Below are 20,958 nucleotides of genomic sequence, written 5' to 3' on the forward strand. Positions count from 1 at the left end.
ACCTTGATCCGGCGGACCGCACCTCCGCGTGCCCCTGAATCCGCCGCTCACAACACCCCTCGTTCGGAATTCCGAACTGAACGCAACGCTTCGAACAGACTTCGTCCAACCCCTTGCCGAAGCCTTAGCCGAAGGTTAACGTCCCGCACCGCACCTGGATTTGGGCCTCAGGCTCACTGAGCGAATGCGCCCGCAGCCGCACTTGAGAGACAAGGACGTCAGCATGTCGGCACTGAACAGCAACAACTGGGACCGTCGCACCGTATTGCGGGCCGCCATGGGCCTGGCCGCTACCGGCGGGCTGGCCGCGTGCGGCGGCAACACCGGCCGCTCCGAGGGAGGCGCCTCGGGCAAGTCTCTGACGCAGTACTTCCACGCGTACGGTGAGGCCGGCACGCAGGAGGCCATCAAGCGGTACGCGAAGGACTTCGACGGGGCCAACGTGGCCACGCAGTGGATCACCGGCACCAACTTCGAGAGCAAGCTGTTCTCGTCCCTGCTCACCAAGAACGCGCCCGACGTCTTCGAGTTCCACCCGCAGCTCCAGCTGATCAGGAGCGGTCAGGTCGCCGACCTCAGCGACCTCGTCAACCCGGTCAAGGACGACTTCAACCCCGCCGACATCAAGTCGCACACCATCGACGGGAAGATATGGGGCGTCCGCATGATCGACGACCCGCAGTTCTTCTACTACCGCAAGTCGATGCTGGAGAAGGCGGGCGTCGAGGTGCCGCAGACCCTCGACGAACTCGTCGAGGCCGCCGCCAAGCTCACCACCGACAAGGTCAAGGGCCTGTTCATCGGCAACGACATGGTCCAGACGCAGTACCCCCTGGTGTGGTCCTCGGGCGCGGACCAGCTCACCGCCGACAACCAGATCGCGTACCACACCGACGCCGTGGCCGAGACGCTGTCGAAGTACCGCACGATGTTCAAGGCCGGCCATCTGCTGACCGGCGCGCCCGCCGACTCCTGGGACCCCTCCGCCCTGATGCAGGGCCTGTGCGCGATCCAGTGGAGCGGCATGTGGGCCATGCCCGCGCTGCAGAAGGCGCTCGGCGACGACCTCGGCATCTTCCCCTACCCCGCCGCCGCGTCCGGGGCCAAGCCGTCCGTCTTCAACGGCGGTTGGTCGATGTTCGTGAACGCCAAGGGCAAGAACGTCGACCTGGCCAAGGAGTACGTGAAGTGGCTGTGGATCGACCAGAAGGAGCACCAGGAGGACTGGGCGCTCAGCTACGGCTTCCACGTCCCGCCGCGCACGTCGATCGCCGAGTCCGCCGACAAGCTCAAGTCCGGTCTGCCGGCTGAGGGCGTCAAGTTCTTCAACGAGTACGGACGGTTCGAGAACCCGTCCTGGACGCAGGCGATGATCACCGCGTTCGAAGAGTTGATCGCCGACGTCGTGCGCAAGGGCGTCGAGCCGGAGAAGGCCCTCGACACCGCGGATGCGAAGGTCAACCGCGAACTCAAGAAGCTCTTCGGATAGGCCGCCGGACAGGTAACGACATGTCGACCACGACTACGCGTGACGCCACGCGCCCCGCCCCGGCCAAGGTCTCCAAGACCAAGCCGCGGCGGGGCGTGCGGGGCACCACGTTCAACTTCTGGCTCTTCACCGGACCGTTCCTCATCGGTCTGCTGATCTTCGTCTACATCCCCATCCTCTGGAGCGCCTGGCTCAGCTTCTACGAAGCGCGCTACACGGTCACACCGGACAAGTTCGTCGGCTTCGACAACTACGAGTACATGCTGACGAACGGCGACTTCGTCAGGTCGCTGGGGACCTTCACCGTCTTCGCCGCGATCGTCGTGCCGATGACCTGGGCGCTGTCGCTGGGCCTGGCGCTGATGGTGCACCGACTGCGCTTCATGAGGGCGTTCTTCCGGTCGGTGTTCTTCCTGCCGACGGCGGTCAGCTTCGTCGCGGCCTCGCTGATCTGGAAGATGTCCGTCTTCAGCGGCGTTCGCTTCGGGCTGATGAACACCGTCCTCGACTGGGTCGGCATCGAGAACGTCGCCTGGCTGGCCGACCCAGATCCGCCCTGGTACTGGCTGGTCATCCTCACTCTGCGACTGTGGCTGCAAGCAGGCTTCTACATGATCCTGTTCCTCGCGGCACTGCAGAACATCCCGCCGTCGCTGTACGAGGCCGCCGCCATCGACGGCGCCAAGCCGGGCTGGCAGACCTTCCGGCACATCACGCTGCCCCAGCTGCGGGCGACGTCGACCGCCGTGATCCTGCTGCTTCTCGTGGCCGCGTACCAGGCCTTCGACGAGTTCTTCAACCTGCTCCCGAAGACGACATGGGGCCGGCCACCACTCGTCGAGCTGTACTACACCGCCCTGGGCGAGAGCCAGGACTACGGCGCCGGCAGCGCGGGCGCCATGATCCTCACCATCCTGATCTGCACGGTGACGCTGCTGCAGGGCAGGTTCATGGGCCTCGGAAGGGGTGACGAGAACAAGTGACCACCACCACGCCTGAGATCAAGAAGACCGCGCCCCGGGCGGACAAGCCGCAACGCATCAAGCGCGGCAACGTCATCGGCAACACCGGCCTCTACATCGCCACCGGCGTCGCGGCCTTCCTCTTCCTGGTCCCCTTCTATCTGATCGTCCGCAACGCGCTCTCCACCGACGCCGAGATCACCGGCGAGACATGGAAGTTCTTCCCCACCGACATCCAGTGGGGCAACATCAGCGAACTGTTCAGCGACAACACCGTGCCGTACGCGACATCCCTGTGGAACTCCACGGTCGTCGGCGTCGCGCACACCGTGGGCGTCCTGCTGGTGTGTTCGCTGGCGGGGTACGGACTGGCGCGCATCCCGTACAAGCACGCCAACAAGATCTTCTACCTGGTCCTGGTGACCCTGATGGTGCCGGCCGCCGTCACCTTCGTACCGAGCTTCGTGCTGGTCTCGTCGCTCGGCTGGGTGTCGAGTTTCCGCGGTCTCATCATTCCGGGGCTTTTCAGTGGTTTCACCTGCTTCCTGTTCCGGCAGTACTTCCTGGGGTTCCCCAAGGAGCTGGAGGAGGCGGCGCGCGTGGACGGACTCGGGTACTGGGGCGCGTACTGGCGCGTCGTCGTGCCCAACTCGCTGAACTTCTTCGCGGCCATCGCCACCATCACCTTCATCCAGGGCTGGAACGCCTTCCTGTGGCCGCTGGTCATCGGCCAGGACCAGGAGGCGTGGACGGTCCAGGTGGCGCTCTCCTCGTACATGACCAACCAGACCGTCAACTTCCATCTGATCTTCATGGCCACCGCCATCTCGATCCTGCCCCTGGTGCTCGTGTTCCTCTTCCTCCAGCGCTGGCTGGTGCAGGGGGTCGCACAAACCGGCATCAAGGGCTGACGCCTTCTCTCAGGACGCTGGAGACCGATGTCATTCCGCACGACTCATTCCGTCGACTACGTCGAGGACGTCTCGCCCGGGAGCGGGGCCCTGCCGCCCCGCGCCCGGTACACGTCCTCTGACGCCAAGTCCCTTTCGCTGAATGGAAGTTGGCGCTTCCGCCTGTCGGCTACCGCCGACGCCGAGGACGACTCGTTCGCGGCCGACCGGTACGACGCCGGGAACTGGGCCGAGCTACAGGTCCCCGGCCACTGGGTGCTTCAAGGCCACGGCTCGCCCATCTACACCAACCACCTCTACCCGTTCCCGGTCGACCCGCCGCGCGTGCCGACCGAGAATCCGACCGGTGACCATCTCCGGGTCTTCGACCTGCCCTCGGAGTGGCCTGGGGACGGCGGGACCGTGCTCCGCTTCGACGGGGTCGAGTCCTGCGCCCGGGTCTGGCTGAACGGCACGGACATCGGCGAGTTCAAGGGCTCGCGGCTCCCGCACGAGTTCACGGTCGGCCACCTGCTGAAGCCGACGGGGAACGTCCTTGCCGTCCGCGTCCACCAGTGGTCGGCGGGGTCGTACCTGGAGGACCAGGACCAGTGGTGGCTGCCCGGCATCTTCCGGGACGTCACGCTGCTGCACCGCCCGGCGGGCAGCGCGCTCGACTTCTTCGTGCACGCTTCGTACGACCACGTGGACGGTCTCGGGACCCTGCGCGTCGACTCCGACGTCGACGGCCGGGTCACCGTGCCTGCCCTGGACATCGATGTCGCGACGGGCGAGTCCGTGACGGTCCCGGTCCAGCCGTGGACCGCGGAGACACCGACGCTGTACGACGGCGTGCTGGCCACCGAGGGCGAGCGGATCCCGCTGCGGATCGGCTTCCGCACGGTCGCGCTCGAAGACGGCCTGATCAAGGTCAACGGCAAGCCCATCCTCTTCAAGGGCGTCAACCGCCACGAGTGGCACCCCGAGCGCGGGCGTGCCCTCGACCTGGAGACGATGCGCGAGGACGTGCTGCTGATGAAGCGGCACAACATCAACGCCGTCCGCACCTCCCACTACCCGCCGCACCCGGCCTTCCTCGACCTGTGCGACGAGTACGGCCTCTGGGTCATCGACGAATGCGACCTGGAGACCCACGGCTTCGTCGAGCAGGCCTGGCGCGACAACCCGGTGGACGACGACCGCTGGACTCCGGCACTGATCGACCGTACGGCCAGGATGGTCGAGCGCGACAAGAACCACCCGTCCGTCGTCATCTGGTCCCTCGGCAACGAGGCCGGCACCGGTCGGGGCCTCACCGCGATGGCCGAATGGATCCGCGGCCGGGACGGCTCGCGCCTCATCCACTACGAGGGCGACATCAACTGCCGTGACACGGACATGTATTCACGCATGTACGCGGCCCATGACGAGGTCGAGCAGATCGGCAGGGACCTCGACGGGGGTACGCACAAGCGGCGCGGGCTCCCCTTCATCCTCTGCGAGTACGGGCACGCCATGGGCAACGGCCCCGGCGGTATCGCCGACTACCAGCGGGTCTTCGAGGCGTACGACCGGCTCCAGGGCGGCTTCATCTGGGAGTGGATCGACCACGGCATCAAGGACGCGCGGTTCGGCTTCGCGTACGGCGGCGACTTCGGGGAGGAACTGCACGACGGGAACTTCGTCTGCGACGGGCTGATCTTCCCGGACCGCAAGCCCTCGCCGGGGCTCGTCGAGTTCAAGAAGGTGATCGAGCCGGTCCGTATCGAGGGCGACGGCGCGGACGGGACCGTACGGGTCAGGAACGCGTACGACTTCGCCGACCTGTCGGCGCTGGCCTTCGAGTGGTCGTACCAGGTGGACGGCAAGACGGTCGAGGCGGGCAGCCTGTCCGTGCCCGCGCTGGCGCCGGGCGAGTCGGCGGAGGTGAAGCTGCCGACGCCGCCTCCGTCGGACGGACGCGGGGGCGAGACGCAGTGGACGATACGAGCGCTGCTGGCGGAGGACACCGCGTGGGGGAAGAAGGACCACGAGGTGGCATGGGCTCAACTGCCCGCCGGTCAGCGGGCGTTGCCGTCCGTCGCGGCAAGTGACAGCCCCTCGGCGAGCGAGCGGCTGATCTACCTCGGCCCGGCGTCCTTCGACGTACGCACCGGTGCGCTGAAGACGATCGGCGGGGTGGAGGTGCAGAACCTGCGCCTCGACGTGTGGCGTGCGCCGACCGACAACGACGAGGGCGCCTCCTGGCAGGACGACATCCGCTGGGCCCAGCTGTGGCGCAAGTACGGCCTGCACCGGATGCGACACCGCCTGGACGCCGTGGAGTTGGGCGACGACGCGTTGACCGTACGGACCCGGGTGGCGCCCGCCGCCTGGGAGGTGGGCCTGCGCACGGTGTACCGGTGGACGTCCGACGGTACGCGGCTGAAGCTGACCGTGTCCGTGGCGCCCGAGGGCGACTGGACGGTGCCGCTGCCGCGGCTCGGCATTCGCTTCAGGCTCGCGCAGGCGGACCAGGTCAAGTGGTTCGGCGGCGGTCCCGGCGAGGCGTATCCGGACACCAAGTCGGCCTCGATGCTGGGTCGTTGGCACTCCTCGGTGGACGAGCTGCAGACTCCGTACGTGCGTCCGCAGGAGAACGGTGCGCGGGCCGACGTCCGTTGGGCGGAGCTCGGCGGGCTGCGGATCGAGGGCGACCCGGAGTTCTGGTTCACGGCAAGGCGCTGGACCAGCGAGCAGTTGGACGCGGCCCAGCACCTGACGGACCTCACCCCCGGCACTGCATCCGACAGCGGCTCCGCCGCCGGTGTGTGGGTCAACCTCGACCACGGCCAGCAGGGCATCGGCTCGCAGTCCTGCGGTCCGGGCGCACTGCCGCAGTACCAACTGCGGGCGGCAGCCGCCGAGTTCTCGTTCGTGTTCTCGGAAATTCGTGACTGACACGGACTCGGTCGCACCGACCGCGGCCGGACGGCGGCTCTTCAGCCGTCCGGCCGCGGTCGCGTCGTGTGTGGGTTTCGTCCTCATCGGCATGTTCCAGGCGCTCTACGGCCCGGCGGTCCCGGGCCTGCGCGAGGAGTACGGCCTCTCCCCCTCCGCGGCCGGACTCGGGCTCAGCCTGCACTTCACGGGCGGCGTCGCGGGCGTACTCGCCTTCAACGCGATCCACTCCCGGATCAGCAACAAGGCGCTGCTCGGTGCGAGTTACGCCCTGATGGCGGCCGGCGGCGCGGGCTTCGCCTTCGCCCCGAACTGGCCGCTCGCGCTCGCCGCGGCCTTCCTCGGCGGCCTCGGTTTCGGTGGTATCGACTACGGCCTCAACCAGCTCTTCGCGGTCGGCTTCGGCAACCGGTCGACGGCGATGCTCAACATTCTCCACGCCCACTTCGGCATCGGGGCGGTACTCGGCCCGGCGCTCATCGCCTGGACGGGCCCGGACGGGTACGCGTACGCCTTCGGGGCGTGTGCGGTACTGGCGGGCGCGCTGATCCTTTGCACGGGCGGTGTGGGCAGCCAGGCCCAGTCACCCTCCGTTGAGAAACCTGCCGCCGCCGGGAGCCTCCTCTCCCGCGTACTCATCGGCTTCCTCGTCCTCTATATCCTCAACGTCGCCGTGGAGGCGGGCGTCGGCGGCTGGGAGCCCACGCATCTGGAGACCGTCGGTTACAGCGCCGGCGTCGCGGCCTCCGCGACCTCCGTGTACTGGCTGATGATGACCGTCGGCCGCTTCCTCGTCGTCCCGATCACGCTGCGGTACTCGCCCGAGCGCATCCTCACCGTGTGCGCGGCCGGGGTGACGGCGTGCCTGCTGCTCACGCTGATTCCGGGGGCGGCCCCATGGGCGTACGCGGGTGTGGGCCTGTTCATCGCGCCGGTCTTCCCGACCGGGCTGCCCTGGCTCAACAGGGCCCTCCCTCAGGCAAAAAGGGCTGGCGCCTGGGTGATCGCAGCCTCGATGATCGGTGGGGTGGCGGCTCCTCCGCTGCTCGGGATGGGCATCGAGACATCCGGCATTCGCGCGGTGCCTTGGCTGCTGACGGTGCTGTCGGGAGCGAGCCTGGTGGCGACCGTGTGGCTGATCAGGTCGACGCGAGGGCGTGCGGATTAAGTGCCCGTTGGGATGGGGCGGTCCGTATGTGTCGCCCAGATCACGCATGCGCATTGCCGGTGGATTAAGGCAGGCTGAGGGCGCCACGAGCGACCGACGAGAACGGAGATTCACGTGCGAGGGCTGTTCGGTGACCGGTGACATTCAAGTACGAGCACTCACCAAGACGTTCCGCTCCACGACCCGCCGCCCCGGCGCCCTGGGCACCCTCCGTTCCCTGTTCAACCCGATCTGGGTGACCAAGACCGCGGTCGAGGACATCACGTTCTCCGTCGCCCCCGGCGAACTCCTCGCCCTGCTCGGCCCGAACGGCGCGGGCAAGTCCACCATCATCAAGATGCTCACCGGCATCCTCACGCCCACAGCCGGTGAGGCACGGGTCGCGGGCGTCGTCCCGTACGAGGAGCGGGAGCGCAACGCGCGCAACATCGGGGCGGTGTTCGGGCAGCGCACCCAGCTGTGGTGGGACCTGCCCGTGCGGGAGTCCTTCGCGATCCTGCGCGACATCTATGACGTACCGGCGGACGAACACGCTGCGAGACTGCGGGAGTTCGACGAACTCCTTGACCTGTCCTCCTTCTGGGACACGCGCGTACGGCATCTCTCGCTCGGCCAGCGCGTGCGCTCCGACCTGGCCGCCGCGCTGCTGCACGACCCGCCCGTGGTCTTCCTCGACGAGCCCACCATCGGCATGGACGTGGTCGTCAAGGAGCAGGTGCGGGAGTTCCTCCGGTACCAGGTGGAGGAGCGTGGGCGGACGGTGCTGCTCACCACGCACGACATGACGGAGGTCGAGCGGCTCGCGGAGCGCGTCGTGCTGATCAACCACGGGCGGCTGGTCCTGGACGGCACGCTGGACGAGATCCGCCGGAAGTTCGGCTCGACTTGGCAGGTACGGGCCACGCTCGCCGATGCGCATGCCCTCGTCGAGCCATGGGCCGGGGTCGTACTCGTACGGCGGGAGGGCCCTCAGGTGGTCTTCGGCCCGGACGGGCCGGCCGCCCCGACGGTGCACCAGGCGCTGAAGCAGGTAATCGAGCGGTACGAGGTGACCGACATCGCCCTGGACGAGGCCGAGTTGGAGGACGTGATGCGGGCCGCGTACGTCCAGGCGGGCGACACGGCCGCCGACGTGGCGGCGGCTCAGGCGCAGGGAGGCTGATCCCGTGGCCATGCCCTCCGCCCTGCGCGCCTGGCGGGCCGCCCGGGTCACTCCCCTCGGCGAACTGCACACCCCGCCGCGTATGACCGCCGCCCTGCTGCGACTGACCGTCCAGGTGGTGCTGGTCGCCTCGCTGTGGCGGGGCCTGTACGCGGCGACGGGGACCACCGCCGGGCTCGACCGCGAGCAGGCCGTCAGCTATGCCGTGCTCGCCGTACTGGCCACGCGGGTACGGGAGTTGGACCAGTACTCGGGCCGCGACTCGGTGATCCAGCACATGCACTTCGGCACCATCGTGTACTGGTATCTGCGCCCGCTGCCGCCGCAGCGCTACTACGCCCTGCGGGCCCTGGGCGAGCAGATCTACGGCTTCGCGTGGGCCATCGTCGGCTACGCGGTCTGTGTGGCCGCCGGAGTCGTAGAGCCGCCCAAGTCGGCTGCCGTGGCAGGGGTGTTCATGGTGAGCCTGCTCCTGGGCCAGTGGGTCCTGTACTACATCATGCTCGCCATCGACCAGCTGTGCTTCTTCACGCTCCGCAACGGCGCCGCGATGCTGATCCTGATCTTCGCGCAGAACCTGCTGTCCGGGGTGTACGCGCCGCTGTGGTTCTTCCCCGACTGGTTCATCACGCTCAGCGGCTTCCTGCCCTTCCAGGCGACGCTGAGCGTGCCGCTGTCGCTGTACGTGGGCCGGATCCAGCTGTCGGACGCCGGGGCGCAGTTGGCGATTCAGGCCGCCTGGGTGGTGGCCCTCGCCCTGCTCACCCGGCTGGTGTGGCGGCGGGCCGCCCGGCGCGTGATCTCCCAGGGAGGCTGACCGTGTCCTCGCAGAAAACCTGGTCCTCGCCGAAGGTGTCGTTCTCGCTGAAGTCCTGGCGGACCGTGTGGCGGATCACGAAGCTCAACTTCCGGGCGCAGCTGGAGTATCGCTCCGAGTTCCTCATGATGATCGCGATCGGTGCGATCTGGCAGGTGTCGGTGATCGTGTTCGCGACGGTCCTGCTGACCCGGTTCACCGGGATGGGCGGCTGGGAGAGCGCGGACGTCCTGCTGATCGCGGCGATCCGGATGCTGGCCCACGGCCTGTTCGTCCTCTTCCTCGGCCGGGTGCACGGTCTGAGCCGGCACATCCAGGAGGGGGTGATCGACACGTACCTCGTCCGCCCGATGCCGGTCTACCGCCAGGTACAGCTCCAGTACTTCCCCACGAACGCGATCGGCGACCTGACGGTGGCGGCGGGCCTGATGGTGGGCGCGCTGTCCCGCAGCGAACTGGACTGGACGGCGGGCCGGATCACCTACCTCATCATCTGCGTACTCGGCGGAATGCTCCTGGAAGCGGCCCTCTTCACGGTGGTGGCCTGCGCCTGTCTCCGCTTCCCGGCCGCCGACTACTGGGGCCGTTGGCTGGAGGAACTGCTCGGCACCTTCGGCAGCTATCCGCTGAACGTGCTGCCGAAGGCGGTGGGCGGCTTCCTGACGTTCGGGCTGCCCCTCGCGTTCGTGGCGTACTTCCCGGCGGCCGTACTGAGCGGGCACGGGCACGACACCGGGATGCCGTACTGGCTGGCGGCGGCTTCCCCGCTGCTGGGGGCGGTGGCGTACTTGGGCGCCAGGTTGCTGTGGAGGTGGAGTCTGCGGCACTACACGGGGGTGAACGGTTGAAGACGGCCACGACATCGTCATCGTCGTCCCCGTCCTCGTCCGACTTACGGGCCCGTCTCTCGGTCTGCCTGGTCTTCGTGATCCTGGGCGCCACCCAGGGCGGCTGGATGGCGCGCATCCCGGCGATCCGGGGTGCGGTCGGCCTGGACGTGTCCGAGTGGGGGCTGATGAGCAGTTCGTCGGCCGCCGGGGACCTCGTCGCGATCGTACTGATCACCGCGCTGATCGGGCGGGTGAGCACGCGCCTGCTGAGCCTCTCGGCAGCCGCCCTCATCCTGCTCAACGCGCCGTTGCTGGCGGGGGCGTCGACCGTCCCCGCCCTGGTGACCGGGCTGACGCTCTGGGGTGTCGCGGCGACGTTTCTGGCCACACCCGTGAACGCGCTGGCAGTCGCGGTGGAACGCCGCTATGGCAGGCCCCTGCTGTCGAGTTTCCACTCCGCCTACAGCTGCGGGGTACTGGCCGGCGGCGCCCTCGGCACGCTCGCCGCGGCCACCGGGGTGTCGCCGGGCGTGCAGATGGCGGTGAGCAGCGGCATCCTCGGGACGCTGCTGCTCGTGTCCGCCGGTTGGCTGCCGGACGAGGAGATCCGCAAGGAACGCCGTCGGTCCGTACGGCAGCGCTTCACTCCCCAGCTGATCCTGCTCGCCTCCATCGCGTTCCTGGCGTCCTTCGTCGAGGGCGCGGCGTCCCAGTGGAGCTCGGTATACACGGCCGACTACCTGGGTGAGGGCTCGGCGCTCGGTGCGACGACGTACACATGTTTCTCCGTGGCGATCCTGGTGCAACGACTGCTGGGCGACCGCTTCGTGGCCCGCCTGGGCCAACGCGCTTTCGTACGGCTCTCGCTGCTGACGGTCGCCCTGGGTACGGCCCTCGTCCTCGTCCGACCTGGCCTGCCGCTCGCTCTGGCCGGTTTCACCGTCGTCGGGCTGGGCATCGCCTGCGTCCTCCCGGCGGCGATCGGCCTGGCCGGCCAGCAGCCAGGAGTCCCGCCCGGCGAGGGCGTCTCCGTCATTACCATCGGCCAGTGGCCTGGTTTCCTCCTCGCCGGCCCGGCCGTGGGCCTCCTCGCGGGCGCGGCCGATCTGCGACTGGCACTGGTGATGCTGATCGTGTCGGCGCTGGGGGCGGCGGTGCTGGCGGGGCGGGTCCGGGAGTGACGTGGGTGCCGGGCACGTTCCACGGGTACGGGGCGGCACTGCCGTACAACGAGAGCCATGGGGCGAAGCCCGCCTACAGCGGCCTGTCGAAGGGCTTCGACCCGGCGTCCTGACCACCGACGAGGCCAAGAAAGTCCGTGCTGTCCACCCACTGATCCACCCCGCCGATCAGCGGCCGGGAGCGCAGCTCCGGGTCGGTGACCGTCCGGTTCAGGGCCTGCGCGAAGCGTTCGGCGTGCAGGACCAGGAACGGGCGGTTGTGGTAGCGCCGGCGGGTGGGGTCGACCGGGTCGGTGAGGCCGAAGGCGTTCTGGAGGGTGGCGACCTTCTCGTACGCGTCGCAGAGGTGCCGTTCCCGGTCCGCGTACTCGGTCGCGGCCAGCGCACCTCGTAGCGACGGGGTGAGGTCGGCGGCAACCGGCAGTCGGGCGAAGGTGCTGCCGAGCCATTTGCTGTACGGGGCGTACGTCCGCGACAGGAGGAGGCACAGCCGCATCAGGTCGCGTACCAGGCGCGCGGCGACGACCGCCGAGCCGAGGTCGTCCCCGACCTCCGCGCAGCGGCCGACGAACGCCTCTTCCTGGGAGAGCCGCTGCCACTGACAGGCCAGCAGGTGACGCCACACCTGGTCGGGGTACCAGGCAAGGCGTCGCCGTACGGCCTCCAGGGTGCCGAGTCCGTCGTGGAAGACGGCGCCCCCCGTCACCTCGGCGAGTCGCTGCTGAGGGATGGAAAGCCAGTCGTACACGGTCAGTTCGGTGGTGGCGAGCGCGTCCACCCCGAGCTGCGCCACGAGCCACGGCCCGAGCGGGTCCACGGACACCCGGTGGTCGACTGGCCCGTCGACCAGCTCCATGTGACCCGACACCGGGTCCAGCACGGAGTCGACCCGGCGCCGGAAGTGTGTAGGCCAGCCGCGCACATCCTTGGGCAGGCGATCCGCCAGCACCCGGTGGATGCGATCGCCGTGCTCGGCGACATCCTCGGCCGCCAGGAACAGGTTCAGCCGCGGCCCCCACTCATGATCCGCCGACCGCGCCGTGTCGAAGCCCAGCACCTCGGAACCCGAACCGATCCGCGCGGCCGTGTACCGCAGGGTTGGGTACGCCTCGGCGAGGATCGGCCGCACCGCCTCCTCGTACAGGATCCGGGAGAGTTCGAGGCCCGGGAGGAAGGCAGCGCTGGGTGTGGGAGGTGGTGTCGGCATACGGTCACTCTGCCGGTGCCGGGCTGCAGCCCACCACCGGATTACGTGCGGGCACCTCCGCCCAGACCGTCGTACCCTTCCCCCAGCTCGCCCTCTCCCCCCACCTGGACGGAGTTCGTCACGTACGCCGCCCGCCACTGAGCGGCGGCGTTCAGTGGTCCGCGCAGCACGGCGTCGGGTCCGGTACCTCGAACGGGACCAGGACCCCGCCCGCGGCAGGCATGGCGGTGAGGACCAGTTCGCCGTCCCGCCATTCCGGACGTACGAAGTCCCTCGTCAAGATCCGCTGATCCGGCGCGGGTTCGCCGGATCCTCCCAGCACCGCAACCCGCTCGATCGCCGAGCCCGACACCACCTCCGCGACCGTCACCGTCCCGGTCAGCCGCCCGACCCCGGGGTACAGGACGGCGCGGCCCGCCGTGTCAGGCACGCCGGCCGTCACCTCGTACCCCTTGTCCGTCAGCAGTCGCGACGCCTCCGCCGACGCCCCGGTGAACGACAGCACAACCCGTGGCCGCTCGCCCCGCACCAGGTGCGTGCAGCCGAACACGCCCTCCGAGAGGGCGAGTTCGGCGGCCAGCGACTGGAGCAGGTGGTCCGCCTCGCTCAGCGACGTCGCCTCGGTGTCGACCCAGAAGGCCCCGCCACGCCCCAACGTGGTCACGAGGGCAGGACCCACACCGGGTTGGAGTAGAACCACAGGTCCATCCACGGGTCCGCGTCGCCGACGACATCGATCGCCGGGCCGGACGGGTCGACTGCCTTGCCCATCAGGCCCGTTGCCGAGCGGTTGCCGTCGGTGCCGCGAAGGCGGACGTACAGCGGGCGGTCGACGCGGCCGAGTTCGTACGTGAGCTTGACCCTGCCCAAGGACTTTCCGACCTCGTACGACTTGACGACCTTCGCGGTCGGCGCGGTGAAGGTGTCCTTGTCCTTCACCGCACCCGTGACGTCGCCCTGGATGACGTCGACTCGGGCCAACTCGGGAACGTAACCGGCCCAGTTGGCGCCGCCGGCGAGCGCGACCTCGACCGTCAGCGTCACGCGCGTGCCCTTCTTGACCTGCAGCGCGCCGCCCAGCGTGGCCCAGCGGCTGCCGCCCGAGACGCGTACGTCCAGGCCGCTGATGAGCTGGCCGTGGTCGACCCAGACACGGCCGGCGCGGATGCCGTCCATGACGGCGGCGTAGTTGAAGCCGTCGGCGCCGACGTGGGTGCGGCTGTACTGGCCGGGCCAGTAGTCGCCTTCGGTGAGGTCGATCTTGCCGCTGTAGACGGGGTCGGTGTGCTTGCCGTTGGCGGTGTAGTCGCTGTCGGGGCCGCCGCGCTTGGCGGTGTCCGTGTAGACGTTGTGGGAGTCGGAGTTGGCGGTGATCCACCAGGGCTTGCCCTCGGCGAGGAGGCTGTCCCACAGGCCGCCCACGGTGGCGGTCATCCAGTCGAAGCCGCCCCAGGTGCGGTAGCTCTCCAGGGGGTAACCGGCGAAGGAGTTGGCGCTCGGGCTGCCGTCGTACAGACCACGGGCGCGGCCCATGCCGACCGACTTCTCGATGCCGGCGGCCTGGTGGCCGGGGGCGCCCTCAAAGCCGACCGCGATCTGGTGGCGCGCGGATGTGGCGTCGCGCCAGGCGCGGATCTCGTGCGGCGAGTCGATGCCCTTGCGCGCGGGGTGGTTGGCGAGCATCAGGATGTCCTTGACCTTGCGCCGCTGGATTTGCTGCGCAAGGAAGTTGAGGCCCGCGACGGCGAGGGCCTCGTTGGCGGGCGTCGAGTCCGTCGCCTTCTTCACGCCGCCGTCGTAGTCGGTCTCGAACTGCTTGAGGACGGAGACCTCGTTCTTGCCGGGGTGGACGAAGACGGTGCCGTGCTCGGCGGCCGGGATGTTCCACTCCAGGCCCTGGAAGACGAGGGTGTCCTCGTACGTGTCGCGGGCCTCGACGATGTCCGGGTTGACCTTCTCCACGCCGATCTTGGCGTGCGTCGCGTTGCCGTGGTCGGTGATGACCATCCAGTCCAGGCCGTGCCGGGCGCCCTGGCGGACCTGGTCGGAGACGCGGTACTTGCCGTCGTTGCTGTACTGGGTGTGGATGTGGTGGTCGCCGGCCAGCCACAGGAATCCGTCCCGTCGGCGGCCCTTGGCGGCCGGCGCGGACGTGGACACCTGCGCGGCGGCCGTCCCGCCGAGCACTCCGGCCGCCGTCAGACCCGCACCGAGCAGGCCCGCGCGCCGCAGCATGGAGCGGCGCGAGTGCTGCTCGGGCGTCAGGGCCTCGTCGGGTACGGAGGTGTCGAAGGCGGCCGGGAGATCGGTGCCCTGGTGGTCGTGCTCGTGGTGGTGATGCCCGTGTCCATGCGCGTGACCGTGTCCGTGCCCGTGACCCATGTCGGCCTGCCTTCTGTGCCTTCTTCGCCTTCGCGCTGTCGGTATGACCGCGCGGGTGCGAGACTCGGCGCGAAACATGAACAATGCTCAACCACATCGTGATTCGCAGGTGACTTGGTCGCATCAACTCTTCCCACGCTTCACAATTCTCGCGGCATTCTCCCAACTACCCCTGTACAGAACACGAGTTGGCCTCGACCCTGAGCACCGTTGATCTCCCTCTCCCTTCCTCCGTCCCCTGGAGACACCCCCCATGAGAAGGCTCATCGGAACGTTTGTGGCGGGCGCGCTGGCCCTGGCCGGGCTCGCCACCACAGCCACGGCCAGTGCACCCGCCGCCACCACGACTACGGGATCCGCGACGGCCGCCGCTCCCTCGTCGGGCACTTTCAACGTCCTCACGTACAACGTCGCGGGCCTCCCGGAGGGGCTGAGCTCCGGCAACCCGGCGAAGAACACCCCGCTGATCTCCCCGCGACTCGGGGCGTACGACATCGTCAATGTGCAGGAGGACTTCAACTACCACGCCGCCCTGTACGCGGGCGACGACCACCCGCACCGCACCGCGACCAGCGGCGGCGTCCCGTTCGGCGACGGCCTCAACACCCTCTCGGACTATGCCTTCGAGGACTTCCAGCGGGTGAAGTGGAACAAGTGCACCGGCACCAACTGCCTGACCCCGAAGGGCTTTTCGCTGGCCCGGGTGCGGCTCGCGGAGGGCGTCTTCGTCGACCTCTACAACGTCCACACGAACGCCGACTCGACCGACGACGCCCTCGCGGCCCGTCGCGCCAACATCGACCAGCTCTCCGACTTCATCCAGGCGAACTCGGCGGGCAACGCGGTGATCGTCATGGGCGACACCAACACGCGCTACACGCGCGCGGGTGACAACATCCGCACGCTCGTGAACGAGAACGGCCTGAGCGACCCCTGGGTCGACCTGGTCCGCGGCGGCAACGCCCCCGCGCAGGGCGGCGAAGCGCTCGTCTGCCCCGAGACGGCACCGACGAACGGCTGCGAGGTGGTGGACAAGGTCCTCTACCGCGGCAGCGACCTGGTGAACCTCGACGCCACCCGCTACAACAACGACTGGTCCAAGTTCCTGGACTCCGCCGGCGGCAACCTCTCCGACCACTTCCCGCACGCGGTCGACTTCTCCTGGACCCTGCCCGCGAACCTCCGCGCCAGCGACTTCTTCGGCGGCCCGCACGGCACCGCCTTCAACGACGCGGACAAACTGCCGGCCACGCCCGCGCCCCGCACGCTCACCCTGCGCGGCAACGCCCGCCTGGACGCCGTATCCCTGACCCACGACGGCGGTACGTCCCTCACCCACGGCGGTACGGGCGGCACGGCCACGTCCCTCACCCTGGCCGCCGACGAGCACCTCACCTCGGTGAAGCTCACCAGCGGCCAGAAGGACGGCCGGACGCGCATCTTCTCGGCGGCCTTCACGACGGACAAGTCCCGTACAGTGACGGCCGGTTCGGCCACCTCGAACACCGTGACGTACACGGCCCCGGCGGGCTGGCAGATCGTCGGCTTCACGGGCCGTGCGGGCACGGAGATCGACAAGCTGGGGGTGCTGTACGCACCTGTCGACTGAGCTGAAGCACCGTCAAACCCCTCCCCGGACGATACCCCCACGGGTATAGTCCGGGGACGGCGGCCGGCGGCGCTGGACGTCATTTGCCGGCGAGACGCCAAAGCGAGGTGACTTCCGCGGCCCGAGCGGCGTGGAGGGGATCAGCGGTGTCCCTCGCTCGCGGATGCCGCGGCCTGGTGTCAATTTTGTCCACCACGTGCAGACCCGCCGCCTCGATGCCGGCCAGTAGTTCGCTGCGCGTCCTGAGTCCGAGGCGCTCGGCCAGGTCCGACAGGATGAGCCATCCTTCACCTCCCGGTTCGAGATGGGCGGTCATTCCGTCCAGGAAGTTGCGGAGCATGCTGCCGCCCGGGTCGTAGACGCCTTGCTCCACGGCGGAGGTGGGCCGGGCCGGAATCCAGGGCGGGTTGCAGACGACGAGGTCCGCGCGCCCGTCGGGATACAGGCCGGGGCCCACGACGTCGATGCGCCCGGTGAAGTGCAGTCGACGGACGTTCTCGCGTGCGCAGGCCAGGGCACGCGGGCTACTGTCCGTGGCCACAACGTGGCCGATCCCCCGGCCCGCCAGGACGGCTGCGAGCACTCCCGTCCCCGTCCCGAGGTCGAATGCGGTGCGGCGACCCGCGCGGTGGTCCGCCGGTGCGGGGAGTGGCGCATGGGCAACGAGGTCGACGTATTCGCCCCTGACCGGGGAGAACACGCCATAGTGCGGGTGAATACGAGCGTCGAGGGCCGATACTTCCACGCCCTTCGTGCGCCACTGATGCGCTCCGATCACGCCCAGCAGTTCTGTGAGCGAGACCGCCATCGGCTCGGACGGCGGACCGTATGCCTCGGTGCATGCCTGACGCACATCGGGGGCTCTGCGCAGGTTCAGGCAGTGGGCGTCGTCCAGCAGAACGAGGAGCCTGCCCAGCACGCGGGCGCGGTGGCTGCGGGCCCGGCGGTGCAGGTGGAAGGATTCTGCCGGGCCGTCGCCTTGCCGGGGAGGTTTCCGGTCGATGCGGCGGCTCATCGCCTGCAGTAGTTGACGTGCATTGTGGAAGTCGCCCCGCCACAGCAAGGCGGTGCCTTCGCAGGCCAGACGGTATGCCGTGGCGGCTTTCATACGGTCGTCCGCGCCGATGACCCGGCTGGGAGGCGGTGTCGCGCTCTCGGAATGCCAGTGGGCGGAACGGGGGGTGTTCGTCTCGGTCCAGTGGATGGTGGACACCGAGTACTCCTCGTGATCGAACGTGCAGGGGCACGAAGAGCACTTCGACGAGGAGCAGGGCAAACGGCCCGTGCTGCAGCACGGGCGCGCGTGTCAGGGCAGGTGGGGCTACGGCTCCCGCGTCGAAGCGCGAGAGGAGAAGTCGAAGACAACCATGCCGAGCGTCATGACCAGCCCTTTCAGAGAGATGACATCGAGAGGGTCGCACAGCCCTCTCGCCGCAGACGAACCAGCCCATGGGGGCCACGCCGCTGTGTACTTGTCGGTGCCGTAGAAGATGTTCGCGGGCGGGGAGTCGCCGTGGATGGGCTGGAGATCGATCCCCGGGAACGCTTCTCCGAACGCCGTGCGTGAGCGCACGAGAGGTTCCAGGATCTGCCACTCGCGGCGTGCGCGGTCCGGCTCGCTCGCGCCGATGAGGCCGGGGAGCTTTGCGAGCAGGAGGAGCCACGCGGCCGGATCGTGATCGGGAGCGGTTCTGCTACCTCGACGAGGGTCAGCATCTGCGGCCGCCGCACAGCTCCAGTCGCTGTCCTGAGAACCGCTCGCGGAAGCCGCGGTCGTGCGACACCGCGACCACCGCGCCCGGGTACGCCGCGAGTGCCGACTCCAGGTCCTGGACCAGATCGACAGCGATGTGGTTCGTCGGCTCGTCGAGTACGAGAAGGTCCGCGGGCCGGGTCACCAGTCTCGCGATCTGCAGCCGCCGCTGCTGCCCTGCGGACAGCGCCGCGACCGGGACGTGCAGGTCCTCCTCACGGAACAGGCCCAGCGCCAGCAGCTGTTCGGCGTACTCCTCCGGCAGCCCGGGTCGCCCGGCCGCGAAGGCGGCGAGAAGCGGGAGCCGCGTGGAGCGCGCGGGCAACTCCTGCGCCAGGTACCCGATCCGCGGAGAGCGGCGTATCGTGCCCGCATCCGGCTCCAGGTCGCCCGCCAGGACGCGCAGCAGCGTCGTCTTGCCCGCCCCGTTCCCGCCCGTGACCAGCAGCCGCTGCCCGGGCGCGATCGCCAGCAGCCCGTCCAGACGCAGCCGCTCGCCGACCGCTACGCCCTCGAGCTCGACGAGCAGGCGGTCGTCGCCGCCCGCCGCCGACAGCGCCGCCGTGAACCGCAGCGGTTCCGGCGGTGCCGCCACCGGGTTACGCCGCAGGTGGGCCAGCCGCTCCCGGACCGCCCGCACCTGCCCGCCGAGCTTTGCCTCATGCGAGCGGCGGTGCTTGCCGAAGCCCTGCCGCGGGTCCTTGCCGGTGGTGGCCAGCCGCTTCCCGGCGGCCTCGAGCAGCTCCTCGGCACGGGCCACCTCCTGGAGCCAGTCCGCGTATTCCTGCTCCGCACGACGTCGGGCGGCCACTTTCGCGGCGCGGTAGCCGGCCCAGCCGTCGCCGTACCGGTACACCGTGCGCGCATCCCGGTCGACCTCGAGGATCGTGGTGGCGATGCGCTCCAGGAAGCCGCGGTCGTGGGTGACCGCGACAACGGTGCCGCGGTGCGCGCGCAGATGCTCCTCGAGCCAGTGGACAGCCGCTGCGTCGAGGTGGTTCGTCGGCTCGTCGAGGAGCAGCAGCTCGGGGGCGGCGGCCAGCACGCAGGCGAGCGCGAGCCGCGACTGCTCGCCGCCGGAGAGCGAGCCGAGCACGCGGTCGCGGGTGATCCCGGCGAGCCCGAGCCCGTGCATGGCGGCGTCGACGCGGGCATCCGCCTCGTATCCGCCGCGTCCCTCGTACGCGATCAGCAGTTCGCCGTACGCGGCGAGTTCGTCCTCCGACGCCTCGCCGAGGCGTTCCTCCGCCGTGCGCAGCCGGCGCTCCATGTCGCGCAGTTCGGTGAGGGCGAGGTCGACGGCGTCCTGCACGGTGCAGCCCGGGTCGAGGTCGAGGGTCTGGGCGAGGTGGCCGGTGCCGCCGGGGAAGCCGACGGTGATCTCCCCGGCGTCCGGCACCTCTGCTGCGGCCAGCAGCCCCAGCAGAGTGGACTTGCCGGAGCCGTTCTCGCCGATGACGGCGACCTTCTCGCCCGGGCGGACGGTGAAGGTGACCTGGTCGAGGACGGTCCGGGTGCCGTACGACTTGGTGACGTTCTTGACGGACAGCTGTGCCACGGCAGCGGGCACAGCTGTATGGGCGCGTTCACGCATGCGGCTTTCCCTGGGGATGCGAAATGTCTACGGACAGCAGAAACGGCGGTATTGGCCGTGCCCGGACTCAGAGAGAGCAGAAGAAAGCCATGCGTTCACTGTAGCAAGACGATGCGTATCGTCTCTACTCCTGGGCTCACGAAGCCCGTGATCCGTACCACCCGCCCGAGCGACCAGCGTGCCCCCTCCCTCTGTAGATTGGGCCCCTGCCTAGAGGCACTAGGCAGCGCTCCTGCGGAGGTAACCACCCATGGCCCGAGTCGGGCTCACGACCGACCGTGTCGTGGCGGCCGCCGCCGATCTCGCCGACGAGGTCGGGTTCGAGAAGGTCACCGTCACCGCGCTGGCGCGGCAGTTCGGCGTGAAGGACGCGAGTCTGTACTCACACGTCAAGAACGTGCAGGAGCTGCGCACGCGGCTCGCGTTGCTGGCGGGCGGCGAGATGATCGAGCGGATCGAGCTGGTCGTGGCCGGGCGGGCCGGGAAGGACGCGCTGGTCGCGTTCGCCGGCGCCTACCGGGAGTACGCGCTGGAGCACCCCGGACGGTACGCGGCCACGCAGATCCGGGTCGACCCTGCCGTGGTCGCCGAGTCCGACGTGCTGCGGCGGACCGCCGAGGTGACATACGGAATGCTGCGCGGCTACGGACTCTCGGAGCCCGATCTCACGGACGCCGTACGCCTGTTGCGCAGCACCTTCCACGGCTACTGCAGCCTCGAGGCCAGTGGCGGATTCAGCGCCCCACGCGACGTACAGGCGTCCTGGGAGCGGGCCCTCGACGCCCTGCACGTACTCCTGGAGCACTGGCCCCGTCAGGAGAGGAAGCCTTCCTGAGGCCACCGGGTATCACCTGGGTATCACCAATGTGGCACCCATGGAGAGAGTGCTTCCGGTCCCAACACCAGCCGTCCCACTGACCACTTAGACTGGAATCTTCGCCATGACCCACGTGTGCCGCCCCTGGGGAGGGAGC

Annotated in this window: 17 protein-coding genes; 11 read left to right on the forward strand and 6 right to left on the reverse strand. The window is 69.1% G+C overall.

All coding sequences use genetic code 11. The features are described 5' to 3' along the window. The first annotated feature begins 223 nt into the window (after positions 1–223). The 9 genes from ACGFNK_RS35450 to ACGFNK_RS35490 all read left to right on the forward strand — a co-directional run bounded on the left by ACGFNK_RS35450 (position 224) and on the right by ACGFNK_RS35490 (position 11,439). Positions 224–1,489: an ABC transporter substrate-binding protein gene (locus ACGFNK_RS35450; RefSeq protein ID WP_393422616.1), complete on the forward strand. Its 1,266-nt coding sequence runs from the start codon at positions 224–226 to the stop codon at positions 1,487–1,489. 20 nt (positions 1,490–1,509) lie between these two features. Continuing rightward, complete coding sequence (locus ACGFNK_RS35455) at positions 1,510–2,472, forward strand: carbohydrate ABC transporter permease (protein ID WP_393422618.1); 963 nt, start codon at positions 1,510–1,512, stop codon at positions 2,470–2,472. Beyond that, positions 2,469–3,362, forward strand: a complete 894-nt coding sequence (locus tag ACGFNK_RS35460; protein WP_393422619.1) for a carbohydrate ABC transporter permease — start codon at positions 2,469–2,471, stop codon at positions 3,360–3,362. Before ACGFNK_RS35455 ends, ACGFNK_RS35460 begins: the two co-directional genes overlap by 4 nt. 27 nt (positions 3,363–3,389) lie before the next feature. Then, complete coding sequence (locus tag ACGFNK_RS35465; RefSeq protein ID WP_393422620.1) at positions 3,390–6,281, forward strand: glycoside hydrolase family 2 TIM barrel-domain containing protein; 2,892 nt, start codon at positions 3,390–3,392, stop codon at positions 6,279–6,281. Then, positions 6,274–7,449, forward strand: a complete 1,176-nt coding sequence (locus ACGFNK_RS35470; protein ID WP_393422622.1) for an MFS transporter — start codon at positions 6,274–6,276, stop codon at positions 7,447–7,449. Before ACGFNK_RS35465 ends, ACGFNK_RS35470 begins: the two co-directional genes overlap by 8 nt. A gap of 130 nt (positions 7,450–7,579) precedes the next feature. After that, positions 7,580–8,611, forward strand: a complete 1,032-nt coding sequence (locus tag ACGFNK_RS35475; RefSeq protein WP_386350578.1) for an ATP-binding cassette domain-containing protein — start codon at positions 7,580–7,582, stop codon at positions 8,609–8,611. 10 nt (positions 8,612–8,621) lie between these two features. Beyond that, entirely contained in the window at positions 8,622–9,428 is an 807-nt protein-coding gene (locus ACGFNK_RS35480) for an ABC transporter permease (RefSeq protein WP_393422724.1), read from the forward strand. A gap of 2 nt (positions 9,429–9,430) precedes the next feature. After that, on the forward strand, positions 9,431–10,276 hold the full coding sequence (locus tag ACGFNK_RS35485) for an ABC transporter permease (RefSeq protein WP_393422624.1): 846 nt from the start codon (positions 9,431–9,433) through the stop codon (positions 10,274–10,276). Then, on the forward strand, positions 10,273–11,439 hold the full coding sequence (locus ACGFNK_RS35490; RefSeq protein ID WP_393422626.1) for an MFS transporter: 1,167 nt from the start codon (positions 10,273–10,275) through the stop codon (positions 11,437–11,439). The genes ACGFNK_RS35485 and ACGFNK_RS35490 overlap by 4 nt, the downstream gene beginning before the upstream one ends. Before the next feature lie 73 nt (positions 11,440–11,512). Here the strand turns inward: ACGFNK_RS35490 and ACGFNK_RS35495 are convergent, their stop codons facing one another. The 3 genes from ACGFNK_RS35495 to ACGFNK_RS35505 all read right to left on the reverse strand — a co-directional run bounded on the left by ACGFNK_RS35495 (position 11,513) and on the right by ACGFNK_RS35505 (position 15,028). Continuing rightward, positions 11,513–12,646, reverse strand: coding sequence for a DUF4037 domain-containing protein (locus tag ACGFNK_RS35495; RefSeq protein ID WP_393422628.1), 1,134 nt, complete (start codon positions 12,644–12,646; stop codon positions 11,513–11,515). 151 nt (positions 12,647–12,797) lie between these two features. Beyond that, positions 12,798–13,310: a hypothetical protein gene (locus tag ACGFNK_RS35500; protein ID WP_393422630.1), complete on the reverse strand. Its 513-nt coding sequence runs from the start codon at positions 13,308–13,310 to the stop codon at positions 12,798–12,800. Continuing rightward, a complete protein-coding gene (locus ACGFNK_RS35505; RefSeq protein ID WP_393422632.1) occupies positions 13,307–15,028 on the reverse strand; it encodes a PHP domain-containing protein in 1,722 nt (573 codons plus the stop codon). Before ACGFNK_RS35505 ends, ACGFNK_RS35500 begins: the two co-directional genes overlap by 4 nt. Before the next feature lie 253 nt (positions 15,029–15,281). Here ACGFNK_RS35505 and ACGFNK_RS35510 point away from each other — a divergent pair, with 253 nt between their 5' ends. Then, the gene (locus tag ACGFNK_RS35510) at positions 15,282–16,637 is read left to right on the forward strand and encodes a jacalin-like lectin (protein WP_393422634.1); all 1,356 of its coding nucleotides are present in this window, start codon (positions 15,282–15,284) and stop codon (positions 16,635–16,637) included. Positions 16,638–16,716: 79 nt separating this feature from the next. Here the strand turns inward: ACGFNK_RS35510 and ACGFNK_RS35515 are convergent, their stop codons facing one another. The 3 genes from ACGFNK_RS35515 to abc-f all read right to left on the reverse strand — a co-directional run bounded on the left by ACGFNK_RS35515 (position 16,717) and on the right by abc-f (position 19,984). After that, on the reverse strand, positions 16,717–17,850 hold the full coding sequence (locus ACGFNK_RS35515; RefSeq protein WP_393422636.1) for a methyltransferase: 1,134 nt from the start codon (positions 17,848–17,850) through the stop codon (positions 16,717–16,719). A 108-nt stretch (positions 17,851–17,958) separates the two neighbouring features. Further along, positions 17,959–18,210, reverse strand: coding sequence for a hypothetical protein (locus tag ACGFNK_RS35520; protein ID WP_393422638.1), 252 nt, complete (start codon positions 18,208–18,210; stop codon positions 17,959–17,961). A gap of 136 nt (positions 18,211–18,346) precedes the next feature. Continuing rightward, a complete protein-coding gene (gene abc-f, locus ACGFNK_RS35525; RefSeq protein WP_393422640.1) occupies positions 18,347–19,984 on the reverse strand; it encodes a ribosomal protection-like ABC-F family protein in 1,638 nt (545 codons plus the stop codon). 250 nt (positions 19,985–20,234) lie between these two features. Here abc-f and ACGFNK_RS35530 point away from each other — a divergent pair, with 250 nt between their 5' ends. Further along, positions 20,235–20,819, forward strand: coding sequence for a WHG domain-containing protein (locus tag ACGFNK_RS35530; protein ID WP_386350601.1), 585 nt, complete (start codon positions 20,235–20,237; stop codon positions 20,817–20,819). The last annotated feature ends 139 nt before the right edge of the window (positions 20,820–20,958 follow it).

Origin of the sequence: Streptomyces sp. NPDC048825 (assembly GCF_043198355.1) — a bacterium.
Lineage (GTDB): Bacteria > Actinomycetota > Actinomycetes > Streptomycetales > Streptomycetaceae > Streptomyces > Streptomyces xiangluensis.

Excerpts from the sequence above, each read along its gene's own strand:
- ACGFNK_RS35505 (WP_393422632.1), bottom strand. The coding sequence starts at position 15,028 with ATGGGTCACGGGCACGGACACGGTCACGCGCATGGACACGGGCATCAC.
- ACGFNK_RS35510 (WP_393422634.1), top strand. The coding sequence starts at position 15,282 with ATGAGAAGGCTCATCGGAACGTTTGTGGCGGGCGCGCTGGCCCTGGCC.
- ACGFNK_RS35450 (WP_393422616.1), top strand. The coding sequence starts at position 224 with ATGTCGGCACTGAACAGCAACAACTGGGACCGTCGCACCGTATTGCGG.
- abc-f (WP_393422640.1), bottom strand. The coding sequence starts at position 19,984 with ATGCGTGAACGCGCCCATACAGCTGTGCCCGCTGCCGTGGCACAGCTG.
- ACGFNK_RS35530 (WP_386350601.1), top strand. The coding sequence starts at position 20,235 with ATGGCCCGAGTCGGGCTCACGACCGACCGTGTCGTGGCGGCCGCCGCC.
- ACGFNK_RS35495 (WP_393422628.1), bottom strand. The coding sequence starts at position 12,646 with ATGCCGACACCACCTCCCACACCCAGCGCTGCCTTCCTCCCGGGCCTC.
- ACGFNK_RS35465 (WP_393422620.1), top strand. The coding sequence starts at position 3,390 with ATGTCATTCCGCACGACTCATTCCGTCGACTACGTCGAGGACGTCTCG.
- ACGFNK_RS35480 (WP_393422724.1), top strand. The coding sequence starts at position 8,622 with ATGCCCTCCGCCCTGCGCGCCTGGCGGGCCGCCCGGGTCACTCCCCTC.
- ACGFNK_RS35455 (WP_393422618.1), top strand. The coding sequence starts at position 1,510 with ATGTCGACCACGACTACGCGTGACGCCACGCGCCCCGCCCCGGCCAAG.